This is a genomic window from Simonsiella muelleri ATCC 29453 (assembly GCF_002951835.1).
Taxonomy (GTDB): domain Bacteria; phylum Pseudomonadota; class Gammaproteobacteria; order Burkholderiales; family Neisseriaceae; genus Simonsiella; species Simonsiella muelleri.
The window spans coordinates 1,537,902-1,563,296 of record NZ_CP019448.1 but is presented as its reverse complement, the minus strand read 5'-3'; the positions used below and the strand labels follow the sequence as shown (position 1 = coordinate 1,563,296).

The window sequence follows — 25,395 nt, the reverse complement described above, 5'->3', positions numbered from 1 at the left end:
CTTCGCAAAGGCTTCAGGCTGCCTGAAAATTTATGTTAAACTGAAAACCGTGTGTCATAACACAACAAAATCGTGGGCGCGTGATTTTTTTCAGGCTGCCTATTTGATTATGTAAACCTGTCCAAAGGAAAATAAAGATGACCGAATTACACCAAAAAGTACAAAATTGGCTCAACCAAGACCCCGATTTTGAAACCAAATCCGAATTACAAAATTTATTCAATCAAGCCCAATCAGGTAACACCGATGCTGAAAAAGAATTGGCAATGCGTTTTGATGGGCGTTTACAATTTGGTACGGCTGGTTTGCGTGGGCGTTTACAAGCAGGCAGTATGGGCATGAATCGCGTGTTAGTCGCGCAAGCTGCCAAAGGTTTGGCAAATTACTTGTTGGTAAACGACAAGGAACCATCTATTGTCATTGGCTACGATGGGCGAAAAAATTCCAAAATTTTCGCCCAAGACACCGCCGAAATTATGGCTGGTGCGGGCGTGAAAGCGTTACTGATGCCTCGTTTGCTGCCAACACCTGTATTGGCATACGCTATTCGTCATTTTGATGCGACTGCTGGCGTGATGGTAACTGCCAGCCACAATCCACCCGATGACAATGGCTACAAAGTGTATTTGGGCAAAAACAATGGTGGTGGTCAAATTGTGTCGCCTGCTGATAAAGAAATTGCACAACAAATTGATTTAGCAACACAAATTAATATTGACGAATATGCGCGTAGTCAAAATTATCAAATTTTAGATGAAACCGTTATCAATCAATACATTGAAAAAACAGCTAAATTGGCAATTGAACCTAAATGTGAATTGAATTATGTGTACACCGCCATGCACGGTGTAGGCAAAGAAATTTTACTCAAAACGCTTCAGGCTGCCCATTTACCATTACCACACATCGTGGCAGAACAGGCCGAACCCGACCCCACTTTTCACACAGTCGCTTTCCCTAATCCCGAAGAAAAAGGCGCACTGGATTTGGCAATTGAATTGGCAAAAGCCCAAAATGCCGAATTCATTATCGCCAACGACCCCGATGCCGACCGTTTGGCGGTGGCGATTCCCGATGAACAAGGTAACTGGAAACCTTTACACGGTAATGTAGTGGGTTGTTTGTTGGCGTGGTATGTGGCACAACGGGCAAAAAAATCAGGTAAAACAGGTACATTAGCGTGTTCATTGGTGTCATCGCCAGCATTGGAACAAATCGCCCAAAAATATGGTTTCCATAACGAAGAAACGCTAACAGGTTTTAAATACATCGCCAAAGTACCCAATTTGGTATTCGGTTTTGAAGAAGCATTGGGCTATTTAGTAGATCCCGATAAAGTCAGCGACAAAGATGGTATTTCAGCCGTAATCATGTTTTTGGATTTGGTACGCAGCCTGAAAGCTACAGGCAAAACAATTCAACAGCATATCGCTGATTTCACACAAGAATTCGGCGCATACGCCAGCAGTCAAATTTCATTGCGCGTGAAAGATTTAGCAGATATTCCCAAATTAATGGACGCATTCCGCCAAAATCCACCGACTCAAATTGGTGAAAATAAAATTGTACAATCAAAAGATTATCTTCAAGGTACTGAACCCAATAATATTTTGGTATACGCATTGGATAATGGTAGTCGTTTGATTGTGCGCCCATCTGGCACAGAACCGAAAATCAAAGTGTATTTGGATGTGAAAGGCAATGATGCAATTGATGCGATGCGAGTACTAGAAAAATTTGATGGCGCAGTGCGTGAATTGTTGCGTTCAGAGCAGTTTGGTAAACAAGATTGTTAATGATTAAGCGGCTCTAACAGTACACAACAATTATGCCCGATATTGGAAATTTGTCGTGTACTGTTAGGTTAATGCAGTGATATTTCTAATTTTAAATGACTATAGAATCATTTATTCAATATTAACACCATATTGATGACACAGACTCGACAATCCACCCGAATATCCTTGCCCAATGGCACGAAATTTCCAATCATTGTTGTAGCGATACACTTCACCGAATACCATCGCGGTTTCGGTACTATAATCTTCAGATAAATCAAAGCGTAAAACTTCTTGTCCTGTTTCATGATTGACCAAACGCACAAATGCATTGCTCACTTGACCGAAATTTTGTTTACGTACATCCGCATCGTGAATGGTAACCGTAATGAACAACGATTTGATATTAGCAGGAACTTTCGCCAACTCTACGATTAAACTCTCATCGTCTCCATCACCATCACCTGTGAGGTTGTCCCCTGTATGCTGCACCGAACCACATGGCGAAACCAGTTGATTATAAAAAATAAAATAATCATCGGATAATACTTTACCATTGTCTGTAGTCATGAAAATACTGGCATCTAAATCAAAATCTTGTCCATCACTGCTGCGTGCATCCCAACCCAAACCAATAAGAATATGTTTCAATAATGGGTCAGTTTTGCTCAAAGAAACGTTTTGACCTTTGCTTAATGTAACTGCCATAATTTAGATTCCTTCTTACAGATAGTCGTTTAAAATCATATTGTTATTTTAAACGACTATATTTATTTGAACAATTAATTTTCTTTGGTTTCGTCTTTTTTCTCTGGGAAAATAAACGATGCCACCACGCCCAACACCAATACCACCAACACAATCAACAAAGACGTATTGGCTGAAATTTCAAAACCGTGATGGAACAAATGATTAGTCGCCGACAAACCCAATTTAAACGCAATGAAAAACAGCAACACAATCACCGCTTTTTCTAAATGCACCAAATACCCCTTCAATGCTTCCAACACAAAATACAATGTTCGCAAACCCAAAATCGCAAACATCATCGCACTGTACACAATCAACGGCTCTTTAGACACCGCAATCACCGCAGGCACACTATCAAACGCAAACATCACGTCTGACAATTCAATGACCGCCAAACACAAAAACAACGGTGTGGCGACTAATTGCCCTTTTTTCATGGCGTGTGGGTGGCTATTTTCTGGGTGTTTCACATCTTCGCCAGCCAATTCCAAACGAACATCAGGGTACGCTTCGCGCGCTTTTGCCAACTCATCGCCTCTCAAAAAGAAATGGTGTCCATACAAACGCGGAAACACAGGAAAAAATTTGTGTACCAAACGATATGCTAAATGTTCTGAATAATCTTCGTTTTCGTCTTCAGCATCATCTTGTTTAAGCATCATCACAGCCGTCCAACCAACAATCAACGCAAACACCAATTCCACATAAGGACCCAATGCCAACAAACCCGCACCAATCGCTACGAAAATCATACGGAAAATAATCGCCCCAATAATTCCCCAGTACAACACGCGATGACGCAAACCGTCAGGTACTTTGAACCATGCAAACACAGCCATCATCAAAAATAAATTGTCCACCGACAACACTTTTTCTAATGCGTAACCTGTGAAGAATAAACTCGCCACTTCACTACCATGATGCAGCCACAAAAAGCCACCAAATGCAATAGACACCAATACCCAAAATACTGACCACAGAGCCGCACTTTTGAGTGTCATTGGTTTGTCATCTTTGTGTGCAAACAAATCAATCGCAATGGCGCCGACTGAAAAAATCACAAATACCGCTACCGTTTCTATTGGGAAGCCTAAATGTCCTGTCATACTACTACTCCAACATTCACATGGTTAATCATGTCAATTATTGTAAACGATTTTGTGTAAGCTCGCGACTACTTTGATTCAAAAAAAAAAGATTAACAAACAATAATCAAGTTGGCATATTTTGCACAAACGTTGGAGTGTAGAACGAACGTCTGCATAGTTAGATTGGTCTCGATGTCTGGCAAAGAATTTTGAGCAAACGATTTTATCTGCTGAAAATTTTGTCAAATTGGGGTATATTTTACAAATATTAAAATTTATCAAATAATTCGTATAAATAATATAGGTTCTTAGATTTTCATTGTTTGAGTAATTAACTGTGTTTAGTGGATGCAACACGATAGATTTGCACGATTTTTTGACCAACCAAACTTAGAACCTGTATTCATAGCCAAAGTGAAATGGATTTTTGTCCCAGTTGGTGCGAATATAAGACGAATTTTATGCCAATAGTGTTCGTATTAGCATGAAATTCAACGCAGCAGGCATGCCAAATTGGGCAAAAAGACATCGTGCTTGGCTGTGAATACAGGTTTTTAATTTTTGCATTCGTTTTGTCATAACAAAAATATGCTAAATTGTGACAAAATAAGTGCTATTTTATAAAAGGGTATTCAAAATGACTCAAAAAATTACATTTTTAGGTATGGGCGCAATGGGCGTTCGTATGGCAAAGCACTTATTGCAAGCTGGTTATCCATTGACGGTTTGGAATCGCACTGCCAGCGCGTGTGATGAATTGGTGGCTTGGGGGGCGGTTGCTGCACCTACGCCGATGGACGCGGTTGCCGATGCTGATGTGGTCATCAGTATGGTACGCGACAACGAAGCATCGCGTGATGTGTGGCTGAATGCGCAAACAGGTGCATTTTTTGGTATGAAAGAAAATGCCATTGCTATTGAAAGTTCAACCTTAACTGTTGATTGGATTCAATCTTTGGCTAATATGTTTACAGTGGAGGAGCGTTTATTTTTGGAAGCGCCTGTGTCGGGTTCGCGTCCGCAAGCGGAAGCAGCAGAATTGGTATTTTTGATGGGTGGTGAGCAAAGCACATTTGAACGTGTGCGTAATGTTTTGAAATGTATGGGTAAAGTACCAGATAATGTGATTGGAAAAGTGGGTTCGGGGGCGTTGGCGAAATTGTGTACCAATACGCTGATGGGTGTGCAAGTGGTTGTTTTAGCGGAAATGATTGCTATGTTGCAACGCAATCACGCCAATGTGGATAATACGTTGGCGGCGTTGGCGCAAACGCCTGCTTGGAGCATGATTGCCACACGTAACACACCGTCCATGTTGAATGGTCATTTTGCGCCGTTATTTCCTGTTGAATTGATTGAAAAAGATATGCGCTATATGTTGGACAGTGTGGGTGAGAATCAAATGTCGCCTGTGATTCGAGCCACGCAACAAGTGTTCCAACAAGGTGTAGAGCATGGTTTTGGTGCGGAGCAAATGACCGCCGTTATCAAATTGTTTCAAAAATAAAAAATAATTAATAAAGCTGCCTGAAAATGATTATGACCATATTTGTGATTATTTTTTATTTTCAGGCAGCCTGAAAGATTGATGTAAATAACCCATAAGGAAAACATGATGCGCCGTTTACCGATTTTTTTAGTGATTGATGTTTCAGAGAGTATGGTTGGGAGTCCTTTGCGTCATATGCAAGAAGGAATTAATCAATTAATTAATGAGTTACGTAAAGACCCTTATGCATTGGAAACAGTGTATTTATCGGTTATTGCGTTCGCGGGTGTGGTAAAAACGCTTGCGCCGTTGATGGAATTGTATGCGTTTTATCCGCCGCGTTTGCCTGTAGGTGCGGGGACTTCGTTGGGGGCGGCGTTGAATCATGTGATGGACGAGATAACGCAAAAAGTGATTTTAAGTAGCCCAACGCAAAAAGGTGATTACAAACCAATTGTTTATTTGATGTCAGACGGTAGCGCAACCGATAATCCAGATGCGGCGATTGCGCGATGGAAACGTGATTTTATGCAACGTGCCACGTTGGTGTCTGTTGGGATTGGACCATTTGCGGATTTGTCGCGCTTGAGTGAAATCAGTACGAGTATGCTGCGTTTAGAAGATGTTAAAGAAAATGATTTTAAAGAATTTATTCGTTGGATTTCACAATCGGTTTCATCACAGAGTCGCAGTTTAGGTGTGGATTTACCAATTAGTTTGGATAAAAAAGAATTGCCTATGTTGTCATTGGTTAAAAGTTTGAATGATGCGGCAGCAATTGATGAAAATTATGTGATTATCAGTGGATTGTGTGCGAAAACCAAATTACCCTATTTATTAAAATATGAACGCGCTCCAATGATGAATGATGTGCCATATTTCAAACAAAAAGCACAAGTTTATGGTTATGTTGGGGTTTATCCGTTGGAAGCGGATTACATGGCTTGGTCGGATTCGCGTGTGAACATGAATAAAATTGCGGCATCGGCGTTAATGGGAGGCGGTGGCTGTCCGCATTGTGGGGCGTTGGCGGCATTGGCGCAATGTGGCTGCGGTCAGATTTTTTGTGTGAATGGTGAAGGTGTGGCTCAATGCCCAGCGTGTCATCAAGAAGTGTATATGTCGGCATCTGGTGAGGATTTTGATATTTCGCGGTCTCGTGGTTAGGATAGTAAGATGAAAAAATTAATGAATACGCACGACAGTTGGCGGTATTGGGCGAATGATTTAAGCGAACAAGATTGGTTGGATTTTGTTCAGGAAAATGATGCTGTGGTACAAGCATTTATTTCAGCGTGGCAAACTTTTTATGATAAAAATTACCCAGTTACAACAGTTTCTATTCAAGTGGCTACTCCTAATGCACCCAAGAATCATTTGAATCCAGCCACTGAATTAATTGCGCCGACTGAAAAAAATGAGTCTTCCAGCGAATTGATGCCCATCAGGCAGCCTGAAAATCCAAAGCCTGTATATGAATTGCAACAAAAAACAGACTTGCCATTGGCAGAAGTGGCGAATTCTCCCACCGAATTAATTGCACTAAATCCAGAAATCAGGCAGCCTGAAAATCCCAAAACCGTTTTATTAACTAAAGAGCCTGTCATGCCTATTGCCCCGAAAATTACCCCATTACCCAATGCACGCTGTGGTGAAAATTACTTGGTTACGCTGCCTAAATCAGCACAAGATGTTGTATTTAAACCAGATTGCGGTTTGATTTGGGACGCTGCCACGCGAAGCATTCACGGAAAACCCACGTATTCTGGTGATGTGGAAGTGCGTTACAGTTTGGTGTACGGTGATAATGTGATTCCCACACGTCAGACGTTGTATATCAATCCGAATCCGCGTGATTTGTGGAAAAATATTCCGTCCAACGAAAAAGCACGTTTTGCCAAACCCGATGTTTTTTGTGATGAAATCGACACAATTGAAGGTAAATTATTGGCTGCGCGTGTGCGGGGACGTTCGCATGCTCATGTGGGTACGCACTGCGATGATGATTTTACCATTCGGCATCATTTACGCACCAATTTGCATTTAATTGCGGTATCGGACGGTGCAGGCAGTGCTGAATTTTCGCGTTTGGGTTCGCAAGTGGTGGTAGATGCGGTCGCGGATACGGTGTGGGAATTGTTGGATAGTCAAGAAGACAATTTTACGATTTTGTCGCAGTTTGATTTGGATAATTGTAAGCGTGTGTTAATTAATTTGACGACTCGAGCCGTTTATTGTGCTTACACATCTTTACACAATGCCGCTAAAGACGAACAAATTCCACTTAAGCAATTATCGTGTACTTTATTGTTTGCCTTGAGTTTACCGATGGAAAATGGGCAATGGTTAACCGCTACTTATTCTGTAGGTGATGGCGCGGTGGCGATTTGGCGACCTGAAAAACAGCAGTTAGATTTTGTCAGTAAAAGCGATGGAGGTAGCTATTCGGGCGAAACCAAATTTTTAACTGTGGAAGAAACCACGAAAGATAGCTTAACTAAACGCGTGCGTTGTATCGTTAGTGATGATTCGCCTGTTTTGTTGTTGATGACCGATGGCGTGTCTGATCCAAAATTTGAAACGGACGCGCAATTGTCTAATCCGCAACGTTGGGCAGATTTGTGGGCGGAATTGCAAACGCCATTGCGTAACACGCAGCCTGAAAAAGCATTAGAAGCGTGGTTAGACTTTTGGTCGGCAGGCAATCACGATGACCGCACGTTGGCATTATTTGTGCCATCTGTTTTTTTCAGGCAGCCTGAACGTTTAACCGAATTGTCATCATCATCTATCAAAACGGAAAACGCATCATGAGCCAAATCATTACTCTAACCGCAACCAATGGCGAAACCATTAAATTTGTTGATGAAGTCAAAGCACAAGGCGGCATGAAAGATGTGATGTTTTCGCCAAACAAAGATTATGTCGTGGCATTTTTTCGCGAACCTGCTGATGCTGCCACGCGCGAACGTTTGGAGCAAATCACTGGTTTATATCGCGAACGCATTTTCAATCAAGAAGGTGGCGAATATTTAAAAAAATTATATTGTTGGCCCACAGCAGTGGTGGAATACAACGGTAAATTAGGTGTGGTGGTGCCATTTTATCGCGAGTGTTTTTTCTTTGAATACGGCAGCCGAAACAACGATATGTTGCAAATCAAAGGCAAAGACAAAGACGGTAAATGGTTTGCCAGTGCATCTAATCGCAATCGTTTTTTAGACGAACGCGAATTAGGCACTTGGATGACGCATTTGAAAATTTGTATTATGTTATCAAGAGCGGTGCGGCGTATGCACATGGCAGGTTTGAGCCACAGCGATTTGGGTTACAAAAATTGCTTGATTGATCCTGTAACAGGGCAGGCATGTTTGATTGACATTGATGGTTTGGTTGTTCCTGGTAGGCATCCGCCGACTGTGGTGGGAACGCCTGATTTTATTGCGCCTGAAGTGGTGGCGTCCGCACATTTACCTAAAGACGACCCAGACCGTAAATTACCAAGCCGTACAACGGATTTACACGCGTTGGCGGTGTTGATTTATATGTACTTACTGTACCGACACCCATTACGTGGCGACAAAATCCACGACCCAAACGACACTCAACGCGATGAAGAACTCAGCATGGGTAGTCAAGCTTTGTTTGTGGAACACCCCACCGATGTCAGCAATCGCATCAAAGTCGCTAACTGTAAACCTACTGAATTGCCATGGAAAGATACCGATAAAATACCTTATACCGTGTGTGGTCCATATATTGCAGATTTGTTCAGACGCGCTTTTATTGGTAGTTTACACAATCCGCAGTTGCGCCCGACAGCAGATGAATGGGAACGCGTGTTGGTAAAAACAGTGGATTTGTTGCAGCCATGCGCCAATCCCGATTGTGAGCAAAAATGGTATGCGTTTGACAATACGCGCCAGCCAAAATGTCCATTTTGTGGGACGGTACATTCAGGCAGCTTGCCTGTGTTGAATGTGTATTCAGCTGCACCTAATGGTAGTTATCGTCCTGATAATCATCGTATTATGGTGTACAGTGGGCAATCTTTGTTTAAATGGCATGCTGATGGTACTGTTTTTCCAAATGAACGCTTAACAACCGAAGATGCCAAACGTGTGGGATATTTTGTGCAATATAAAGGTGATTGGTGGTTGGTTAATGAAAGGCTACCTGAAATGTATGATGTTACAAATAAAATGGCGATTCCAATAGGTGGCAAAGTGAAATTGGTGGAAAATGCGCACATTTTGTTGCAGAAAGGGCTGGGTGGTCGTTTGTTGATGGTGCAGATGGCTGGCAATTTGTGAAAGGAATAGGCAACAAATTTTGGATAGTGCTTCAAAAAGTATGATGCTGAAAAAACAAGAGGCAACAAGGTAAAAAAGCGTATCTTGTAGGGCTTGTGTGTAATTCATGCGTACCCCAAAGAAAACGGTGCGTGTGCTTGTTTAAAACACACGTACCGTTGGTTAGGCACGCTCGGTGCGCGAAAAAACTTACTTGGATTCAAACGTATTGCGCGTTTTACAACGGCGACATTGAATGATAATACGGTAATTTGTACCCATGACTTCACCAATTTTTCTTTTACAATGAATATTTTGACATTTTAATGATTTCAGCATTTTGCGCTATCCTATATACAAATGATACAATCGCGCCGCCTAGCTAGGGGCTATTGACAATTCAAAAAAAGAGGCAAAGGATTTAAGATATTGTTTCCACGCAACCATCCCAAACCTTTGCCATGTCCCGAAACACGCTTACAAATGAAACATGGTCAAGACTGTTGCCTATTTTGAAACAGCTTGGCATTTATCGCAAGAAAAATTTACGCAAAACAGTAGAAGGTATCCTGTTTCGCTTACGTACAGGCTGCCAATAGGCTGATATACCTAGTTATTTTGGTAAAGCAAACAGCCTTTACCAAAGTTTCAATCGCTGGTCTAAACGCGGTATTTTTACCCGATTATTCAAACATTTCAAACATTTGGTAGATACACCCGATATGGAATGGGTCTTTATGGACGGTAGCCATATCCGCGTTCATCAACACGGTATGGGTAAACAATCCATTACGCATCAAGCTGTTGGTAAGAGTATCGGTGGTCATACGTCTAAAATTCATTTAGCGGTTGATGCTTGTGGTAATCCAATTGAATTTATCATTACAGCTGTTATAGACAAATAAAATAATCCAAAATTACTCATTGATTTTAAATAGAAATAATTTAATACATTGCTAAGATGTTCCGCAAAAAATGAGACGTTCCGCAAAACTGCAAATTGAAACAGCATAGTAAACCGCATTTAACAGCGAACTACTCGGAAATTCCGAATAGTTCGCCAAGTCCGCAATTATTTCTTTTTCTTATTAAATGGCTTTTGAACTTTAACTTGCCTAATATAGCGGTTTGTCATATTTGTACTGGTGTGTCCAAGCAACTCTCGCGCAGTCTCTTTGTCGTTTTGCAAATACGCATCAGTCGCCGCCTTAGCTCTCAAATCGCGAAATTGAAAATTTCTCAACTCTTCTTCAAGCTCTGGACGTTCTTGCATAATTTGCTTTCTCAAATTTAAAAACCAATTCGTTATTAACTGACGGTTTAATGGCTTGCCGTGCTTGTTTAAAAACAAAAAACCATTTTCAGGCGCAATTCTGTCAATGATTTCTTTCAGGCTGCCTGAAATCTCAAATCGCAAACGCGCCGAAGTTTTCACTTGCTTAATATTCAAAATGCCATCACTAATTTGACTGGTGTGCAAACTACAAATATCAATAGGTCGTTGTCCTGTCAAAAGTGCAATATCCATTAAATCTCGCATCTGTTGGTCTGCGTGTTCATACACTACATCAAATAATTTGTCATTGATGTAATTGTCGCGCTTCTCAATTTTGTTTTTTTTCACGCCTTTGACTGGATTTTTCTTTTCAAAATCAATGTAGCCGCTCTTTTGCGCGTGTTCAAAAATAGCCGAAAAAAAAGCAATTTCAACATTAGCAGACGATGGCGCACTGCTTCGCCATGCCAAAAATCTATTCAAATGTTGAGGCGTGATTTCATGCAACGGCGCATCTTTGGGTGTGCTGAAAAATGTTTTTAATGATTTGATTGAATTTTTCACGCCATTGATGGTGTTGATTTTTCCTTTGGGTTCAATGACTTCTGCAAAGTACTTGTCTGCTGCTTGCGAAAAAGTAATGCTTTGGCTAGGCGAAATTTTCTCAATGTTGATTTCTGCCCATTTTTTCACTGCGACAAAATATTCCGTTCCTAGCGAAATTTCCACACGTTTCCCATTTTGCGATACCTCCCCAAAATAATAGATAACGGTATTGCCATTTTTTCGCCTACGCTTTCTTGCTCTCATACCGCGTGGCAAATTGTTTTGTGCTTTTTTCATGCTGCCTGTTTATCCCGAATTAATCTTATTTAAAAACCTTTCAGGCTGCCTGAAAAAAATAGGGGCGTGCAAAATACAAAACCGTACCAAAAAAAATAGCTAGCCCAGTTAAGATAAGCAACCAACGCGCACCACTCGCTAAAATTTCTACAGCCACACTCGCGCTTTGTTCATTAGCTTTGATTTGAATACTCATATTTAAATCCAGTTTACATTGATATATTTATAAAAGAAAATAGCACAAATCCAAGCTGTTTGTCTTGAATTTGTGCTATTTGGCTTTAGGCAAATTGTGAATAATAGTGCAGCGAATTCATCGCATCATTTACATCTTTTTGGATATTTGGTTTGAAAACAAACAGATAGCCTGTTTGTTTTGGGTTGGTTGAATAATTCAACGATGTCAAAAAATCTTGCGCTGATTTGCTGTTGGGGTTGTTGCACATCAACTCTTGAATTTTGCGGTACGAATCAGCATAATGAATCATTTTCGCTAAATGTTCAAAATATTCAATCGGTAATGATTGCGGATTTTGTGGTTTGTCCAACACTTCGCCACTTAAGGCTTGGTTCTGCTCCACTGCCACTCGCGCCATCAAACTCAACACTTCGGGATAATGTTCGGAGGCAACTTCTTTGTACGACACGCCAAATTTTGATTTAACGCTGCTCCACAATTGAATCGCTAACTTGGCTTGTTTTTCTTTGGGTGCCGTTTGGACTAATTCACGATGGAATTTTTTAATCTCGTCTTGCTGTTCTAAAGTTAAGCCGTTGGGCAGTGCGGTTTTGGTTTTCAGCGCATCGGGTTTCAGGCTGCCTGAAAGTGAATTTAAAAAGTGCTGAATCACTTGTAAACTGAAAGCTGGGGAAATCCACATCGCATAGTGAATAACCAATTCCTTGCAAACGAATGTGCCAATTCCTTGTTTTTTAAAAATAACTGGATTTCCAGTTTTCTCACATTCAGCAATAAAATCAATAGTTTGTTGATTTGCTAACCAGTTACTGGGCTGATGTTTTTTCAGGTTGCCTGATGCAATATGTAAATCATTGATTGAATAAAGACCATTGATTTGACGGATTGAAGTATTGCAGATTGAAATTTGATTTTGCATTTTAGTTGCTCCGTTTGGAAGTTATAAACTTGCCTACTTTACGCCAATAAAGGTGGGCAAGAGACGTATGGATTGGCGTACTGTTCAAACGGTAACAGCGTATCTTGCGATACTCCACACGTTCCTGCCCATTGGGTAGAACGAAAATGCAATAAAGAAACCGCATGAAAGCGGCTATTGCCGTTTGAAAGAAACAGGACGCCAATCCTGCGCTACGATTGAGTAGCTTTTTTTAGCATATCCCATTTCTGTTTCTTTGGCAAGTTTTTTTCACAAGGCAGGTTGCCAACCTTGTGTTTTGGGCGGCTTGGCTTTCGCGCTGCCATCAACCACGCTGCGGCTGACTATCGGGCGATTGGTGGCATTAATGAAAAACGGAATGCCCATTTTTTTAAGCTGCTGAATCTGCTTTGTTTTTCTTTTAAATCCCGTGAGTTGATGCACTTCTTCTGCATTCAGAAACAAATCTACATTCATCATCATCTACTCCATTTTTAATCGTCCCAACCGCCTGTCATGCCTTTTTCATTAACGCATTGCTCAAAGGCTTCAGCAGCAGCGCGAACCACTTTACTGTATGTGATTTTGTTTTCAGATTCTGCGTTAGCGCAAAATTCATCAAGGCTGCCTGAAAAACAACCCGCTCTAATTTTAATGCCCTCAGTATGCACAATAATCACGACTTGACCTTGACCGCCCAGACCGTCTACATTTCCCATTGTCATTAAATCACGACATTTAACACCCTCAATCGTTAATTTTTTGCCAAATTTCAAACCATTACCCAATTTGTTTGATTCGCCCAAAGTGCAGTTGTCGCCCAGCTTGGTGTAATCGCCAAGCGTGTTGAAATCGCCAAATGTATTTTCATCGCCCAGCGTGTTTTCATCGCCCAGCTCGTTGCCATCGCCGAACTTGTTTCCATTGCCGAACGTGTTCTCATGACCAAACGTATTTTCACTGTCTAGCTCATTTTCATCGCCCAGCTCATTGCCATCGCCGAACGTGTTCTTATTGCCTAACTTATTTTTATAGCCTAGACTGTTGAAATCACATAATTTATTACGATTACCCAGCGTGTTGAAATCGCCAAATGTATTTTCATCGCCCAGCGTGTTTTTATCGCCTAGCTCGTTTGCATCGCCGAACGTGTTGCCGTTACCGAACACATTGAAATCGCCTAGCTTGTTTTCATTGCCGAACGTGTTCTCATGACCAAACGTATTTTCATTGCCGAACTTGTTTTTATTGCCCAGCTCGTTGAAATCGCCCAGCGTGTTTTTATCGCCTAGCTTGTTTTCATGACCAAAGTATTTGTTACTCATTTTCTTTTCCTTGTTTGTGTTAAAAAATAGTTTCAGGCTGCCTGAATGTTGGTTAATAACAAATTTTCAAATGTGGCACTTCGCCATTTTGAAGTTTGAGCAAAAAAGCTTTTGCTGCGGTTTCTTCAATTTCACACGAAATCATCACGTTGTAAATTTCACGGTTGATTTGTCGTTTATATTCAATATCTTGAGCGCGTTTGGCTTCTGCTTCTTGAATTTCGCGTTGCTCCGCTTCAATCCGCATTCGTTCAGCTTCGGCTGCTGCTTTCTTTTCAACTTCCATGCGTTCTTGCATGGCTTGTTTCTCTCGCTCGGCGGCTTCTGCTTTCATTTGCGCTTCAATTTTTGCACGTTCAGCTAATTCGCGTTCTGCTTGTGCTTTGGCTTCCGCTTCACGTTTGGCTTTTTCGGCGGCTTCAGCTGCAATTTTTGCTTCATATTCAGCTTTTTCGCGTGCTGCTTTTTCCGCTTCCAATCGGGCAATTTCAGCTTGTTGAGCTTCGTATTGCTCGGCTGCCTGAATGTGCTGCTCCAATTGATTTAAGGCATCTTTGGCAGCAGCCTGAATATCTGCATTATCGGATTGAATCCGTTGGCTAATTTTTTCAAAGTCTTCACGCAGCTGAATACTGTTTTTACGGTTGCCGTTTTCATCAATTGCTTGTGATAGTGTTTTGATAAGGGCTTTTTCAGCTTCAAGCGCAGCTTCTTCTGCTTTTTTAGCTTCTTCCCATTCGGTTACTGGTTTGCGGATTTCATCACGCAGCGCATCTAAGCTATCGCGCACATTTTTGCGATTGTCATCAACAATTTTAATTTTCGCTTTTGCATCTTCTACTAAACTTTTCCCTGTATCATCAATGGAAACTTTGGCACTCGCCACAGTACGCGCCAATGATGAAAGAGCAGTACGATTTTTCTTGATGTTAATATCGCCCGATAATTCAACAGCTTGTGCTTTGGCTTGTTGGGTAATTTGGTTGATGATTTCTTGCAAGCCATTTTCTTGGCTAAAAGCCGCCATATATACAGCTTGTTCTACTTCAACGCCTTGATATAAAGCGATTTGAGTGTTGGTTGTCATAATATTTCCTTACTTTAAAGTAATAATCCGTCTGTTTGGATTGATTCGGTTGATGATTCGGTTGATGTTGCATCTTTAAAATCTGCTTCGGCTTCTTTAATGCCTGCTGATTTGCTTTCCTGTTCAACTTCAAATACTTCTGCGCTGTTGTCAGGATAGCTGTATGCGGCATCAATCACGTTATCGCTTTCGGGGATTTGCTGGATAACAGATTGGTCAGCAAGTGTGGCTCGTTGCAATTCAATACTCATCGGTGCGTATTTTGAAAGCAGTTGTTTCATCACGGTTTTTTTCGCCATTTCATCAAAATTATCTTTCCATACGCCGTAGCCTTTACGATAAGTTTGACTGTATCGTGATGCGTGAGACTGAATTTCTTCAACCGTCATAAAGACTTCAGCAATGAAACCATTGATTAATTCCATATACGCATAAAATCCTGCTGGTGCTTCGGTCTTTTTCGGTAAAACATCAAAATCAAATTCATAGCCTTTAATTGGGTTGCGGCTGATAATTTGTTCTGCGTAGATTTCTGTTGTTACCAAGCGTTTGATTTGCCCACTTCTCATCGCAAGTTGAATTAAGCCTTTGTAACCGATTTGAAATTGTGCTTCGGTTACGCCTGCTTTGTTGTTGCGAAATGGCACGATATAAGCAAAACCCAGTGCGTTGTTAATTGGTAAGTTCAACGTGGCAGCAACAATGGCAGCACTGATAACGGTATTAGGTTCAGCTTGCTGTAACATCGAATTGCTGTTGCAAATTTGAATCAGGCTGGCGCAAAAGCTGCCTGTATTTTTGCCAATAATTTCTTCCAAACGTTTAATGATGTTTGGACTGGCAAGCATCGCTTTCAAATCGCGTGGCGCGGTTTGGGTTTGTAAATTGCCTTTGGCGGCGGCTTTTAATGCAGTGGTGTTTGTCATGATATTTAGCCTTTCAGTTATGCGCGAAATACACGGCTTTCGCTCGTTTTAATAAATTAATAAAAAGCCCACGCTGGCAGCGATAAGGTTTCAATTCCTTGGTTATAGGCTTGCCATTGATGACTTTGTTTTGCTTGATGAAAAGTAAGCAAATCTCGCTGATATAATTCACGACCCAATTCAATCGCAGCATTATTTAAGTCATAAACGCCAACTGCATATGGCGGCTCTTTCTCAATCGCTACAAAAATAAAACGTTCAGGATAAATCCCAGTAGCTTGATAGAAACCTTGCATATAAAAGGCTGCCTGAACGTGGTAGCGATAATTAGCCATACTTTTAGCAAATCCTTTTGGGCTAGCATCTTGCGTGGTTTTCAAATCAACAATAATGTTGTATTGTTCATTCAAAAAGTCAGGACGACAGCGACAAAGTTCACTTGTGTTTTCATCTTGCCAAAAGATAGACACCTCCGACTCGCCCACTTTGAGTAATTCGCTGGCTGCTGGGTGGTTTTGTACGCTTTGTGCCATCGCTTGAATTTTTTCAAAATCTTCATTTTTAATGATAATTTTGCCATCTTCTTGCCACGCTTCTAATTGCGCTTTTCCGTCTTTCGTGCGGCTATTGAATGCTTCAGGTAAAACGATATAGTCGTTTTGGAAGTTTTGAGGCAACAGAATGTAGTCATGCAATGCGCTTCCAAACTCCAATACGGCGGTGCGTTTGCCTTTGCCTTGCAAGTAAGCCTGATAATGAGCTGGACTAATGGCAATTTTGTCTAACCCACTTTTGCTAATGGCTTCATGGGCGTGATAATCAGCGTTGCTGATGCCACGTAAAATCGTGTTTAATGCGAAATTCATTAACATTGCCTTGCTGTTGAAAAAAATCCCAAACTGAAACGGTCTTTGGTAAAACCGTTTGGATTTGAAATTTCTGAATGTTCAATCTCAATCTAAATTCAAATATTCCAAAATGGCTAATTGCTCTAAATCCATCTCGGCTAACGTGTCGGGTGGCAACACAAATTCATCAAATTCATCATCATTCATGCTGCCTGCCTCACATTAAGTCTTTGCATAATTTGATTAAATTGAATTTGTAAGCAACCAACGTTACCGTCAAACACACCAAAATCCCAAACAAAAACGCCAAGCCTACCAATTGCCAAACATTCAATTGAAAAGTAATCACTTGTTCCATCATTCAACCTTTTCTTTAAAAACGTCAAAATTATTTAAAAATGCTTCCGCGATTTTCTCTACTGCGTTGAGAAATTCATCTACCGTTTCATCGTTAATGAAACTCAAACTCCAAGACCGAATCTCAATGTGAAAACGAACAAATTCATAAGGTTTGATGTAAACAATCGCCCCTAACTGACTCATGAAACACTCAATCTCTTCAAGCCCTTTGCTTTTCGCTAACGCGGATAATTTCTCTTGAAGAATGAGATTTTTTTGCTCTTCTAATTTCTCTTGAAGAATGAAATTATTCTCTGCTGAAAAAGCCATTTTTCTTGCCTTTCATTATGTTGTTGTTGAAAAATTTGCTTATTTCAGGCAGCCTGAAACAAGACTGCCTGTGTTAAACAAACTTTTTTTATTGCCAATTTTTAAACCAGTAATCCAACTCATCTTGAGTGAATTCTTTTTGCCATTGAAGCGACTCAAAAAACCATTCACGCTGAAATGAAACATCATTTTTGAACTCAATTAATTCTTCTGAATCAAGCTGTTCTATCGCATCTTCCAATAACCAACCACTTACGGCTTTTTTAAATTCTTGTTCAATTGAATGCGCGATATTTTCCATGTGGTCTGTCCAACTCCAGCCGTAATATTCGTCAACAGCAGCGTCGCTAAAACCCCAATAACCATCGTTATAACCAATATTGCTCATCGTTTTTGCCTTGCGTTTTGTTGATGAGTGAAGTATAGTTTTACTTTACTTAATTGTAAATAATTTTTTTACAATAAATACAAAAATAATTGATTTTATTGAATTTAAAGTTTTGTATTAATTTACAACATACATAAAAAAAACCGCCACAAAGGGCGGTCTATAAATTTTTCCAATGCCAAAAATGCTTAAAGTAGAGTATTATTAGCTTTATGGATACTTTGACTCTTTATACTGTAGGCTATGAAGGCTTGAATATTGAACAGTTTTTATTGATGTTAGATAAATATGATATTGAAAAAATTATTGATATTCGCGAATGCCCGATTTCACGCAAAGCTGGTTTTTCTAAAAACGCGCTAAAAAACGTATTGGCAGCAAATGGCTTCGATTATACTCATTTAGCGGCTTTAGGTTGCCCAAAGCCTGTTCGCAATTGTTATAAACTCAATCATGATTGGGCGATTTATAAAAAAGGTTTTAAAGCATATTTGCAAACGCAAGATTTAGCACTGGACGAACTGCATAATTTGGCGCGTGAAAAGCGTTGCGCATTGCTGTGTTTTGAGGCAGACGCGCAATTTTGCCACCGTTCATTGGTTGGTGCAGAAATGATTCGCCGTTATGGCGTTGAGATAATTCACGCTGATGTTAAAGCCGCTAAAAATCAAACAATGAACCAGTTGCAGCCTGAACTTCTGTTTTCTTAAGGAAAGTTAGTTTTTTATTCAATATGACGCATCTCTTCTGCCCACTCAATTCTAGAACGAATCAGCTCCACAATACTGGGCAAATCATCATGACGATAGCTAAGTTTTTGCTGTAAATCATGCAAAGTAAACGCGCCACTTGAAATTAATCCGCCAAATGCTTCATCAATGAAAGAACGAGCATAACGATTGTAGCCTGTTAAATCTACAATTACGTAGTCGTATTGATGTAGTGCTGGCTCTAATAATTCCTTACGGAATCGTTCCCCTGTAGTGTCTTCTTCTCCTGCTTGCACTTCATTTGAATAACGACCATAAGGAGATTTGCTATAATCTTTTACAATTTTGATGGTTTTTTCATTTGTTGTCATGATGTTATCTGTTAATTAACTTAAATGCGCCTTAGGCACGCGCTGGGCGTGGGCGGTATGCCAGTGCATTCAACCGCCAATCATGCGTAGATTGAATTTTGGTAGCCATTTAGGAAATTTAAATGAAAGTGCCAACGCCAATTTTAGTGCATCGGATAACGCGGCATTTAATAAAGATAATTCGCCTTGCGCGGTAATTTCGCCATCATCATTAAATTGGGCAAAACGAATACCGTGTGTTTGATTAAGGTATTGCTGTTTGTTTTTATCCCATTTTGCGCCAAATTGCGCACTTTGTAGCCAGTGTTCCATATGGTCAGTTAAAGCAAAAGTATTGGGCGTGGGAAAAACAACAGTAAAAGCAATACACAATCCATCTTCACCAAAGGTGCAAGGCGATACAACACGCGCATATTGGTCATTGCTGTGTTGAATTGTCCAAGCAGATAATTTTGAGATAATTTCTTGGGTTTTCATGATGTTGCTTCTAAAAAGGTAGATTAAGTTGTTCTTGCGGTATGCTGTAAAGCGCGGATTAAATCCGCGCTTTATTCCACAAGCCTAAATCTGAAATGCGTGTTAGGGCTTGACCTAGTTTAAACACTGTTGCGGTTAGGTCTTTTTCAAGGCTGCGCGTGTAGATTTCGCCATTGTCAAAATATACGCCATTTTCATTGATGATTTGGTTTAATACTTCCGTTCTTGCACCTTTGAGTAGTTTTAAGTCGTTCTCGTAGCTTAAGCGCATGATGGTTGAGCCTTTATCGCTGATTTTAAAACTACCATCTACTTGTTTGGCAACGAAAATATTATAGCAATCTCCATCACGACCAACAAAAGGCAAGGCAACCTGAATTGAGCCGTCTGCTTTAATTCGGGTTTGGATAGATTGGCAAAAGCCAATACATAGGCTTTTTTCAATTTCTTCAGGTGTCATAAAATAAGTCCAAGTTATCTTCTGTTGGTGTGATGTTGTGTATATTGCAATTAAATTTAGTCATGTTATGGGCTCCTATTTTATCCGAAATGAACAGAGAATTTGTGAATAAAATCTAAATCATCTTGGCTTGTATGGGCGATACCGTGCTGTTTGAATTCACTCAATACTCTTTTAAGTGCTTGATTTTGACTGTTGCTAGGGTCATAGGCTGCTTTGTAGGGCAGTAAAATAGCGGTATCCTGATTTATCCAGCCAAAATCGCGCAAACGCTTAAAACGCGCTAACCAATTATCGGCTTTTCGGTAAATTTCAGAAGCATCTTTTTGTGCTAAATATAATGGCTTGATGATTTTGTGAACTTGTTTGCCTTGCTGTTGCACCAGTGGTAGTGAAACATGGTATTCATCATTGCCTAGTTTGGTTTCAATAAATGGAATGGGCGTGTGAAAACTTTTCACTATTTCTACAATTTGGCGCGTAAGCAGCTCTTCAGGCTGCTGTTTGGCAAAGCTGCAATGAATGTAGTAATCAAACAGGGTTTGTAATTGCGTGGCTTCATCGGCTGCCATACATACGCTAATGCCGTTGGTTTGCAATATGGTTTCGCGTGGTTGGGCTAGATGCTCTGTGGCTGCCTGAATTTGGCTCGGGGTGGCGTAATGCAAATTGTCTTGTACGCGTTTTAGCTCCATTTCAAACGCGATTAGGGATTGACGGAAGACTTCTGCATTAAAGTATTTGAAAAAATGGCTTAATCGGCTGTATCTGCTTTCTATTTTGTAATCAAAATAGCCTGTTTTGGGGCAGGCAGCAATAACGCCAATATTGGCAAATTCGCGTGTTTGCACATGTGGCATAAAGCGAATAATGGTGTATTGCATGGCTTTCATGTTCAGCTGCTCCATAGTGTGCCGTGTTGTAGGTGGTAAATTTGTTGTTCTATTTTGTGGTATGGATAATGAGTTGGCAAGTCCAGTTCCTCGTTTTTGTAATGCCATTCTGGTGGAATTTGAGATTTTGCGTGGTAGTACGCGGTTATGGCTGGCTGCAAAAATTGTTCCATGTGTTGTTGATATACAAAATCGTTTGCTAATTTTTGCGCGGCTGCCTGAAAAATATGCAGTTGGCAAAATTGGGCAGCCTGAAATTCATTATCAAAGGCTAGATTATGGTCGATTACAATCATTTTTTGCGTGTGTGGTTGGAAAAGTAGATTGGTGTTACCTTGGGTTCTATCCATGTTTTGAATAAACCAATCAAAAGCAACTAATTGTATTTGTTGTTTAAATGTGATTTTCTCAATATGCGCCATTTCCAACAAAACACAATGCGCCTGACTGCGTGAGGCAAAAACTGCACCTTTGCCAATATTGCGTTTAGGCGTTGGTAGTAGCTCTATCATTTCTTCTGTTACTTGTAGCAAGCAAAAAGGGGCAATTGGCAGTCCTACGGCTTGTGCCATATTGCCACATAGCCATTCGTTGATTTGGCTGATGCGTGTAGAACGTAATCCTTTAACGAAGTATTCTTCATCATCTACTAAGCAGCGATAGGGTTGTGAAAATCCCTGCTCTGCAATGTCTTGTATATCGGTAATGTAGCGCATGGGTTAATCTCTTACACGCCACTCAATCACACGCCCTACAATCTGCACGCTATCGCTGCTGACAATTACGCTTTCAAATTCGGGATTGTCGCAAACGATTTTCAGGCTGCCTGAAATTTGGCTGAAAATCTTCCGAATAAAAAAACGCTCGCCGCTTTGAATTTGGTAGATTTTGCCATCAATAATCGCGGTTTGGCTCGTGTCAATGGTTAGCTCGCTGCCCTGTGGAAAGGTCGGCAACATGGCATTGTCGGGCATAACGATTTTTTTTAGGCTGCCTGAATGCTTTTCGCTAGGTAAAAAATTATTTTGTGTGGCAATGTTATGCCCTGTGCCTGTGTGGTTTTGAGAAATTTTAAAATCATGTAGCGGCAATTCCATGTTAGTAATTTGAGCTATTTTTAAAATATGCTCGAATGATGGATTGGTTCTACCTTTTTCCATGTTTGAAACATTTGCCTTTGTCATACCAAGTTCAAAACCAAGGGATTCTTGTGTCATCTTTGCAGATGTTCTTGCTTCTTTTACCCACTCTCCTAAATTTATCAATTTACTTCTCCAAGCGTTAAAAATGAAAATTGTAAAGTAATTTTATACAATAGTCGTTTTAAATTTCTTTACTTATTTGTAAAATAATAATATACTTTGTTTTATTGAGATTTACAGAAAGCATATATGAATAATGGAATTGAAAAAGCGATTGGGCTTTTCGGTTCACAAGCTGAATTTGCAAGAATTTTAGAGATTAAACGAATGAATATTCAGCATTGGAAACGCGGAAATGTTGAAGTACCAGTCAAACGCTGCGTTCAGATTGAAAAACTCACAGATGGCGTGGTAACGCGTCGAGATTTGCGTCCTGATGATTATTGGGAAATCTGGCCAGATTTGGCAAAAGATGAGACGCCTGAAAAGGCAACAGAATAAAGGAAACCCCCACGCGAACGCAGGGGCTTTATCAACAAAGCTGAAAGGCTTTCAGCAATTTTTCAGAGTAAGTCAAGAAAGCTAACAAAGCTAGCAAACTTAACGGAGAAAATTATGCAACAAATTGAAGAAAAAAGCAAGCCCTACCCATTTAAATTGGGCAGCCAAAACGACAGAATTTGCCAATATTTACTTAGCGGCAAACGCCTAAAAAATTACGAATTCCGCGAGAAATTCAACGTCTTAGCATACAACCAACGAATATCAGAAATCCGTCAACATGGTTTTGATGTTCATTGCGAACAAATCGGCGATTCAGGTGTTTGGGTGTACTGGATTCCCAAAATTTCAAAAACACAGCCATCAGGAGCAACAGAATGATTAATAACAAATTTATCCCAAACAGCTTTCAAGTACCTAATGCTGTTGTTGATGATTTGATGCGTGATTTGAAAGATGTGGAATTTCGCTGCTACATCAGCCTGATTCGCAAAACAACAGGCTGGAATAAAGAAAGTGATTATGTTTCCGTTTCACAATTCATGGAAATCACTGGCAAAGGAAAAACCGCCATCATCGCAGCAATGAAAAATTTACAACAATTTGGATTGGTCATTGAAGTTGCAAGAGCAAAAAATGGTATGAAATGTTTCGCGCTGGATATGGAAAAATTAACGCAATGGAGTTCAGAAAGTGAACCTCAACCGGTTCAAAAAGTGAACGGTTCAAAAAGTGAACGGTTCAAAAAGTGAACCAGTTCAAAAAGTGAACCAGTTCAAAAAGTGAACTGGGGCGGTTCAGAAAGTGAACCTCAACCGGTTCAAAAAGTGAACATACAAAATACCAATAACAAAACACACTCTATTAAAAACAATATACGCGCAAGCGCAAAAGAAATTCAGCTGAAAATGCTGACTGACTTAGGTGTTGATGAACAAGTCGCAAAAGACTGGATTTCCATCCGCAAAAACAAACTTACTCAAACCGCATTGAACGCAATTGAAAAACAAGCACAGCTTGCAGGTTTAACCGTAGCACAAGCGGTTACCGTTGCTTGTGAGAATGGCTGGCAAGGTTTTAAAGCTGAATGGGTGTTGAACAAAATGCGGCTTTCAGGCAGCCAAAACTGCAGCAACTTTGTCCCAACAACAAACGCAGTAGAGACGCTAACTGAAGAACAAGGCGGCGTATTCAATGGCAAGGGTGAACGGATTGATTTATCCGATGTGGATATTGAAGATATTGATTTTTAAGGAGTTTAAAATGGAAAAATGCAGCCACTTCGTTGAAAGTCTTGTTGCACGTTTAGCAGGCGGTAGCGCAAATTTTACTGTTACCGATACGTTTACCGCGCATTGCCAAAAACACGGTCAATACACCGCAAAACGCTATCAAAGTGGTCGAGTTTCGCCTTGCCCAACTTGCCTTAAAGAAAAAAAAGATGAAGAATTTCAAGAATATGCTGAAGAAATTAAACGGCATAACAGTATGCAAGCTGCTAAAGTTGTGCGTGAAAAATTAGCGCAATCGGTGGATATTCCGCCACGCTTTATCGGCAAAACCGTTGCCAATTGGCAACCTGAAAACGATGCAGAAAAGGCAATTAAAAAAGCCATTGTAAATTATGGGTTTGCCATTCAATCAGGCAAAGCAGGCGCATTAATTCTGCATGGGAACAAAGGAACTGGAAAAACACATTTAGCTTGCGCCTTACTCTCAATGCGAAAAGCACAAATGGGAGGCAGCGTCCAATACGCAACAGTAGCTGATTTATTCCGCAAGGTGCGCGAAAGCAAGCGGTTCTCATCAACGCCTGAAAGTGAACTAATTGAAGAATATGCAAAATTTGATTTACTTGCACTTGATGAAATCGGTAATCAGCGTGGCGATGATGACGAAAAACGCATTCTATTTGACGTGTTGAACAAACGCTACGAAAAAGCCTTGCCAACAGTTTTGGTATCCAATTTGACACGAGAAAAACTAGAAGAATTTTTAGGCGAGGTGCTTTGGGACAGATTGCAAGAAAACAGTTTTATCGTTTCTTTCAGTGGCAAAAGTCGCAGGGTCGCGCGAAATATTGCAGACGGTTTTAGTGATTAAAATTTTGGCACTATTTGACAAACGTGGTTTTGGCAAGGCAGCCTGAAATGACGTACCAAGACGAATTAAAAACCTACTACCAACGCCGCGCAGATGAATTACAGGCAGCGTGGCAAAACGCCAAAACCGATGAAGAAGCAGCGCGATTACAGCGCGAACTTGAACCATTGATGAATTGGTTAATGAAAAATGGAGAAAAATCATGAATATTTATATTTCTATTGTGTGTTTTTTAGCTTGTGTTTTAAGCGGTGTGTTTATTTTTCTTCTGGGTCGTTGGATTGGCAAAATTGAACAGGAATCCAAAACACGCCAAGACATCAAAAACACAGGGCTTTTTATGTTGAACGATGGCTTTTATCAAGCAACAAAAGTCAACAAATCGCGCCAAGTGATTGAACCCGAAACGCTGCAACACGCTTTCAGGCAGCCTGAAAAGCCAAATGGAGCAAATCATGAAACACACTGAACGATGCGCAATTTTCGCCCAAAATCTCAACACGTTGCTTGAAGAAAAAGCCTTTGATTCATGTAGCAATGCACAATTAGCCAAGAAATTTAACCAATTCATGGCAGATTGTTTCCCCGAAGAAATGATTGTGATTAATGGCAGCGTGATTGGCAATTGGCGCAAAGGAGTTGTTTTGCCATGCCTTGAGTATTTTGGCTTTTTAACTAAATGGTTGGACTGCGAACCAACGGATTTGTTGGCTTTATTTTAATTGGAAAGGTATTAGAAAATGGCATTAATGCTTTTACTTATTATGTTGTTAATATTTCAGACTTGGTTAACGTGGTACATCACAGAATTGATTTTCGGAAAAAAAACAAAACGCAAACCGCGTTTCAAATGCCAAAGAC

At 40.4% G+C, this 25,395-nt stretch carries 35 protein-coding genes and 1 pseudogene; 16 read left to right on the top strand and 20 right to left on the bottom strand.

Translation table 11 applies throughout. The features are described from left to right. Nucleotides 1–137: 137 nt before the first annotated feature. A complete protein-coding gene (locus BWP33_RS07785) occupies nt 138–1,796 on the top strand; it encodes a phospho-sugar mutase (protein WP_002642071.1) in 1,659 nt (552 codons plus the stop codon). A gap of 111 nt (nt 1,797–1,907) precedes the next feature. On the opposite strand, the gene BWP33_RS07780 is transcribed toward BWP33_RS07785, so the two are convergent. Then, nucleotides 1,908–2,486, bottom strand: coding sequence for a TerD family protein (locus BWP33_RS07780; protein ID WP_002642070.1), 579 nt, complete (start codon nt 2,484–2,486; stop codon nt 1,908–1,910). A 74-nt stretch (nt 2,487–2,560) separates the two neighbouring features. Continuing rightward, nucleotides 2,561–3,634, bottom strand: a complete 1,074-nt coding sequence (locus BWP33_RS07775; protein WP_002642069.1) for a TerC/Alx family metal homeostasis membrane protein — start codon at nt 3,632–3,634, stop codon at nt 2,561–2,563. A 619-nt stretch (nt 3,635–4,253) separates the two neighbouring features. Between BWP33_RS07775 and BWP33_RS07770 the strand changes: the two genes are divergently transcribed. The 4 genes from BWP33_RS07770 to BWP33_RS07755 all read left to right on the top strand — a co-directional run bounded on the left by BWP33_RS07770 (nt 4,254) and on the right by BWP33_RS07755 (nt 9,418). Beyond that, on the top strand, nt 4,254–5,123 hold the full coding sequence (locus tag BWP33_RS07770) for an NAD(P)-dependent oxidoreductase (protein ID WP_002642068.1): 870 nt from the start codon (nt 4,254–4,256) through the stop codon (nt 5,121–5,123). A gap of 105 nt (nt 5,124–5,228) precedes the next feature. After that, a complete protein-coding gene (locus tag BWP33_RS07765; protein ID WP_211206393.1) occupies nt 5,229–6,272 on the top strand; it encodes a TerY-C metal binding domain-containing protein in 1,044 nt (347 codons plus the stop codon). 9 nt (nt 6,273–6,281) lie between these two features. Beyond that, nucleotides 6,282–7,919, top strand: coding sequence for a PP2C family serine/threonine-protein phosphatase (locus tag BWP33_RS07760; RefSeq protein ID WP_002642066.1), 1,638 nt, complete (start codon nt 6,282–6,284; stop codon nt 7,917–7,919). Then, nucleotides 7,916–9,418 (top strand): helix-hairpin-helix domain-containing protein, encoded by a 1,503-nt coding sequence (locus BWP33_RS07755; RefSeq protein WP_002642065.1) that lies wholly within the window; start codon nt 7,916–7,918, stop codon nt 9,416–9,418. The genes BWP33_RS07760 and BWP33_RS07755 overlap by 4 nt, the downstream gene beginning before the upstream one ends. A gap of 104 nt (nt 9,419–9,522) precedes the next feature. On the opposite strand, the gene BWP33_RS12450 is transcribed toward BWP33_RS07755, so the two are convergent. Continuing rightward, a complete protein-coding gene (locus tag BWP33_RS12450; RefSeq protein WP_158666825.1) occupies nt 9,523–9,687 on the bottom strand; it encodes a hypothetical protein in 165 nt (54 codons plus the stop codon). Nucleotides 9,688–9,858: 171 nt separating this feature from the next. On the opposite strand from BWP33_RS12450, the gene BWP33_RS13350 reads away from it, so the two are divergent. Next, nucleotides 9,859–9,996 carry a transposase gene (locus BWP33_RS13350; RefSeq protein ID WP_483409498.1) on the top strand — a complete coding sequence of 46 codons (138 nt, stop codon included), beginning with the start codon at nt 9,859–9,861 and terminating at the stop codon, nt 9,994–9,996. Nucleotides 9,997–10,095: 99 nt separating this feature from the next. Continuing rightward, nucleotides 10,096–10,284: pseudogene (locus BWP33_RS13345) on the top strand (IS5/IS1182 family transposase); the annotation flags it as partial. 185 nt (nt 10,285–10,469) lie between these two features. On the opposite strand, the gene BWP33_RS07740 reads toward BWP33_RS13345, so the two are convergent. From BWP33_RS07740 to BWP33_RS07700, 11 genes are all read right to left on the bottom strand, one after another. Next, nucleotides 10,470–11,516: a tyrosine-type recombinase/integrase gene (locus BWP33_RS07740; protein WP_104930363.1), complete on the bottom strand. Its 1,047-nt coding sequence runs from the start codon at nt 11,514–11,516 to the stop codon at nt 10,470–10,472. Nucleotides 11,517–11,556: 40 nt separating this feature from the next. Then, on the bottom strand, nt 11,557–11,712 hold the full coding sequence (locus BWP33_RS12445; RefSeq protein ID WP_158666824.1) for a hypothetical protein: 156 nt from the start codon (nt 11,710–11,712) through the stop codon (nt 11,557–11,559). Nucleotides 11,713–11,797: 85 nt separating this feature from the next. Next, nucleotides 11,798–12,634 carry a KilA-N domain-containing protein gene (locus BWP33_RS07735; RefSeq protein WP_104930362.1) on the bottom strand — a complete coding sequence of 279 codons (837 nt, stop codon included), beginning with the start codon at nt 12,632–12,634 and terminating at the stop codon, nt 11,798–11,800. Between the two features lie 270 nt (nt 12,635–12,904). Then, the gene (locus tag BWP33_RS07730) at nt 12,905–13,117 is read right to left on the bottom strand and encodes a DUF4224 domain-containing protein (RefSeq protein WP_051010368.1); all 213 of its coding nucleotides are present in this window, start codon (nt 13,115–13,117) and stop codon (nt 12,905–12,907) included. Nucleotides 13,118–13,128: 11 nt separating this feature from the next. Then, nucleotides 13,129–13,959: a hypothetical protein gene (locus BWP33_RS13005; protein WP_224451214.1), complete on the bottom strand. Its 831-nt coding sequence runs from the start codon at nt 13,957–13,959 to the stop codon at nt 13,129–13,131. A 52-nt stretch (nt 13,960–14,011) separates the two neighbouring features. Next, entirely contained in the window at nt 14,012–15,046 is a 1,035-nt protein-coding gene (locus BWP33_RS07720) for a coiled-coil domain-containing protein (RefSeq protein ID WP_002643118.1), read from the bottom strand. Between the two features lie 14 nt (nt 15,047–15,060). Further along, a complete protein-coding gene (locus BWP33_RS07715) occupies nt 15,061–15,972 on the bottom strand; it encodes a recombinase RecT (protein WP_002643117.1) in 912 nt (303 codons plus the stop codon). Nucleotides 15,973–16,028: 56 nt separating this feature from the next. After that, a complete protein-coding gene (locus BWP33_RS07710) occupies nt 16,029–16,838 on the bottom strand; it encodes a PD-(D/E)XK nuclease-like domain-containing protein (RefSeq protein ID WP_002643116.1) in 810 nt (269 codons plus the stop codon). Nucleotides 16,839–17,037: 199 nt separating this feature from the next. Then, complete coding sequence (locus BWP33_RS12440) at nt 17,038–17,181, bottom strand: hypothetical protein (RefSeq protein ID WP_155999579.1); 144 nt, start codon at nt 17,179–17,181, stop codon at nt 17,038–17,040. Further along, nucleotides 17,178–17,489 carry a hypothetical protein gene (locus BWP33_RS07705; protein ID WP_104930348.1) on the bottom strand — a complete coding sequence of 104 codons (312 nt, stop codon included), beginning with the start codon at nt 17,487–17,489 and terminating at the stop codon, nt 17,178–17,180. The genes BWP33_RS12440 and BWP33_RS07705 overlap by 4 nt, the downstream gene beginning before the upstream one ends. An 88-nt stretch (nt 17,490–17,577) precedes the next feature. Then, a complete protein-coding gene (locus BWP33_RS07700; RefSeq protein ID WP_002643114.1) occupies nt 17,578–17,877 on the bottom strand; it encodes a hypothetical protein in 300 nt (99 codons plus the stop codon). A gap of 212 nt (nt 17,878–18,089) precedes the next feature. On the opposite strand from BWP33_RS07700, the gene BWP33_RS07695 reads away from it, so the two are divergent. Then, complete coding sequence (locus BWP33_RS07695) at nt 18,090–18,587, top strand: DUF488 domain-containing protein (protein WP_002642203.1); 498 nt, start codon at nt 18,090–18,092, stop codon at nt 18,585–18,587. A gap of 14 nt (nt 18,588–18,601) precedes the next feature. Here BWP33_RS07695 and BWP33_RS07690 read toward each other — a convergent pair whose 3' ends face one another. The 6 genes from BWP33_RS07690 to BWP33_RS07665 form a co-directional block, all read right to left on the bottom strand. Then, nucleotides 18,602–18,958: an STAS-like domain-containing protein gene (locus BWP33_RS07690; RefSeq protein WP_104930349.1), complete on the bottom strand. Its 357-nt coding sequence runs from the start codon at nt 18,956–18,958 to the stop codon at nt 18,602–18,604. Between the two features lie 69 nt (nt 18,959–19,027). Next, on the bottom strand, nt 19,028–19,435 hold the full coding sequence (locus BWP33_RS07685; protein WP_104930350.1) for a hypothetical protein: 408 nt from the start codon (nt 19,433–19,435) through the stop codon (nt 19,028–19,030). Between the two features lie 58 nt (nt 19,436–19,493). Beyond that, nucleotides 19,494–19,895 carry a DUF1828 domain-containing protein gene (locus BWP33_RS07680; RefSeq protein ID WP_104930351.1) on the bottom strand — a complete coding sequence of 134 codons (402 nt, stop codon included), beginning with the start codon at nt 19,893–19,895 and terminating at the stop codon, nt 19,494–19,496. 80 nt (nt 19,896–19,975) lie between these two features. Beyond that, nucleotides 19,976–20,788, bottom strand: a complete 813-nt coding sequence (locus BWP33_RS07675) for a DUF3037 domain-containing protein (protein WP_002643127.1) — start codon at nt 20,786–20,788, stop codon at nt 19,976–19,978. Between the two features lie 2 nt (nt 20,789–20,790). Continuing rightward, nucleotides 20,791–21,504, bottom strand: coding sequence for a HipA family kinase (locus tag BWP33_RS07670; RefSeq protein WP_002643128.1), 714 nt, complete (start codon nt 21,502–21,504; stop codon nt 20,791–20,793). A gap of 3 nt (nt 21,505–21,507) precedes the next feature. Next, nucleotides 21,508–22,053 carry an XRE family transcriptional regulator gene (locus BWP33_RS07665; RefSeq protein WP_224451213.1) on the bottom strand — a complete coding sequence of 182 codons (546 nt, stop codon included), beginning with the start codon at nt 22,051–22,053 and terminating at the stop codon, nt 21,508–21,510. A gap of 126 nt (nt 22,054–22,179) precedes the next feature. Here BWP33_RS07665 and BWP33_RS07660 point away from each other — a divergent pair, with 126 nt between their 5' ends. The 8 genes from BWP33_RS07660 (at nt 22,180) to BWP33_RS07630 (ending at nt 25,256) form a co-directional block, all read left to right on the top strand. After that, nucleotides 22,180–22,431: a transcriptional regulator gene (locus tag BWP33_RS07660; protein WP_104930353.1), complete on the top strand. Its 252-nt coding sequence runs from the start codon at nt 22,180–22,182 to the stop codon at nt 22,429–22,431. A 114-nt stretch (nt 22,432–22,545) separates the two neighbouring features. Further along, nucleotides 22,546–22,812, top strand: coding sequence for a helix-turn-helix domain-containing protein (locus BWP33_RS07655; RefSeq protein ID WP_104930354.1), 267 nt, complete (start codon nt 22,546–22,548; stop codon nt 22,810–22,812). Further along, a complete protein-coding gene (locus tag BWP33_RS07650; protein ID WP_104930355.1) occupies nt 22,809–23,183 on the top strand; it encodes a replication protein in 375 nt (124 codons plus the stop codon). Before BWP33_RS07655 ends, BWP33_RS07650 begins: the two co-directional genes overlap by 4 nt. A gap of 75 nt (nt 23,184–23,258) precedes the next feature. Then, nucleotides 23,259–23,684, top strand: coding sequence for a hypothetical protein (locus tag BWP33_RS07645; protein WP_155999575.1), 426 nt, complete (start codon nt 23,259–23,261; stop codon nt 23,682–23,684). A gap of 10 nt (nt 23,685–23,694) precedes the next feature. Beyond that, a complete protein-coding gene (locus tag BWP33_RS07640; protein WP_002642195.1) occupies nt 23,695–24,534 on the top strand; it encodes an ATP-binding protein in 840 nt (279 codons plus the stop codon). Nucleotides 24,535–24,581: 47 nt separating this feature from the next. Continuing rightward, nucleotides 24,582–24,740: a hypothetical protein gene (locus BWP33_RS12435; protein ID WP_002642194.1), complete on the top strand. Its 159-nt coding sequence runs from the start codon at nt 24,582–24,584 to the stop codon at nt 24,738–24,740. After that, a complete protein-coding gene (locus BWP33_RS07635) occupies nt 24,737–25,003 on the top strand; it encodes a hypothetical protein (protein WP_002642193.1) in 267 nt (88 codons plus the stop codon). Before BWP33_RS12435 ends, BWP33_RS07635 begins: the two co-directional genes overlap by 4 nt. Beyond that, nucleotides 24,990–25,256, top strand: a complete 267-nt coding sequence (locus tag BWP33_RS07630) for a hypothetical protein (RefSeq protein WP_002642192.1) — start codon at nt 24,990–24,992, stop codon at nt 25,254–25,256. Before BWP33_RS07635 ends, BWP33_RS07630 begins: the two co-directional genes overlap by 14 nt. Nucleotides 25,257–25,395 lie beyond the last annotated feature (139 nt).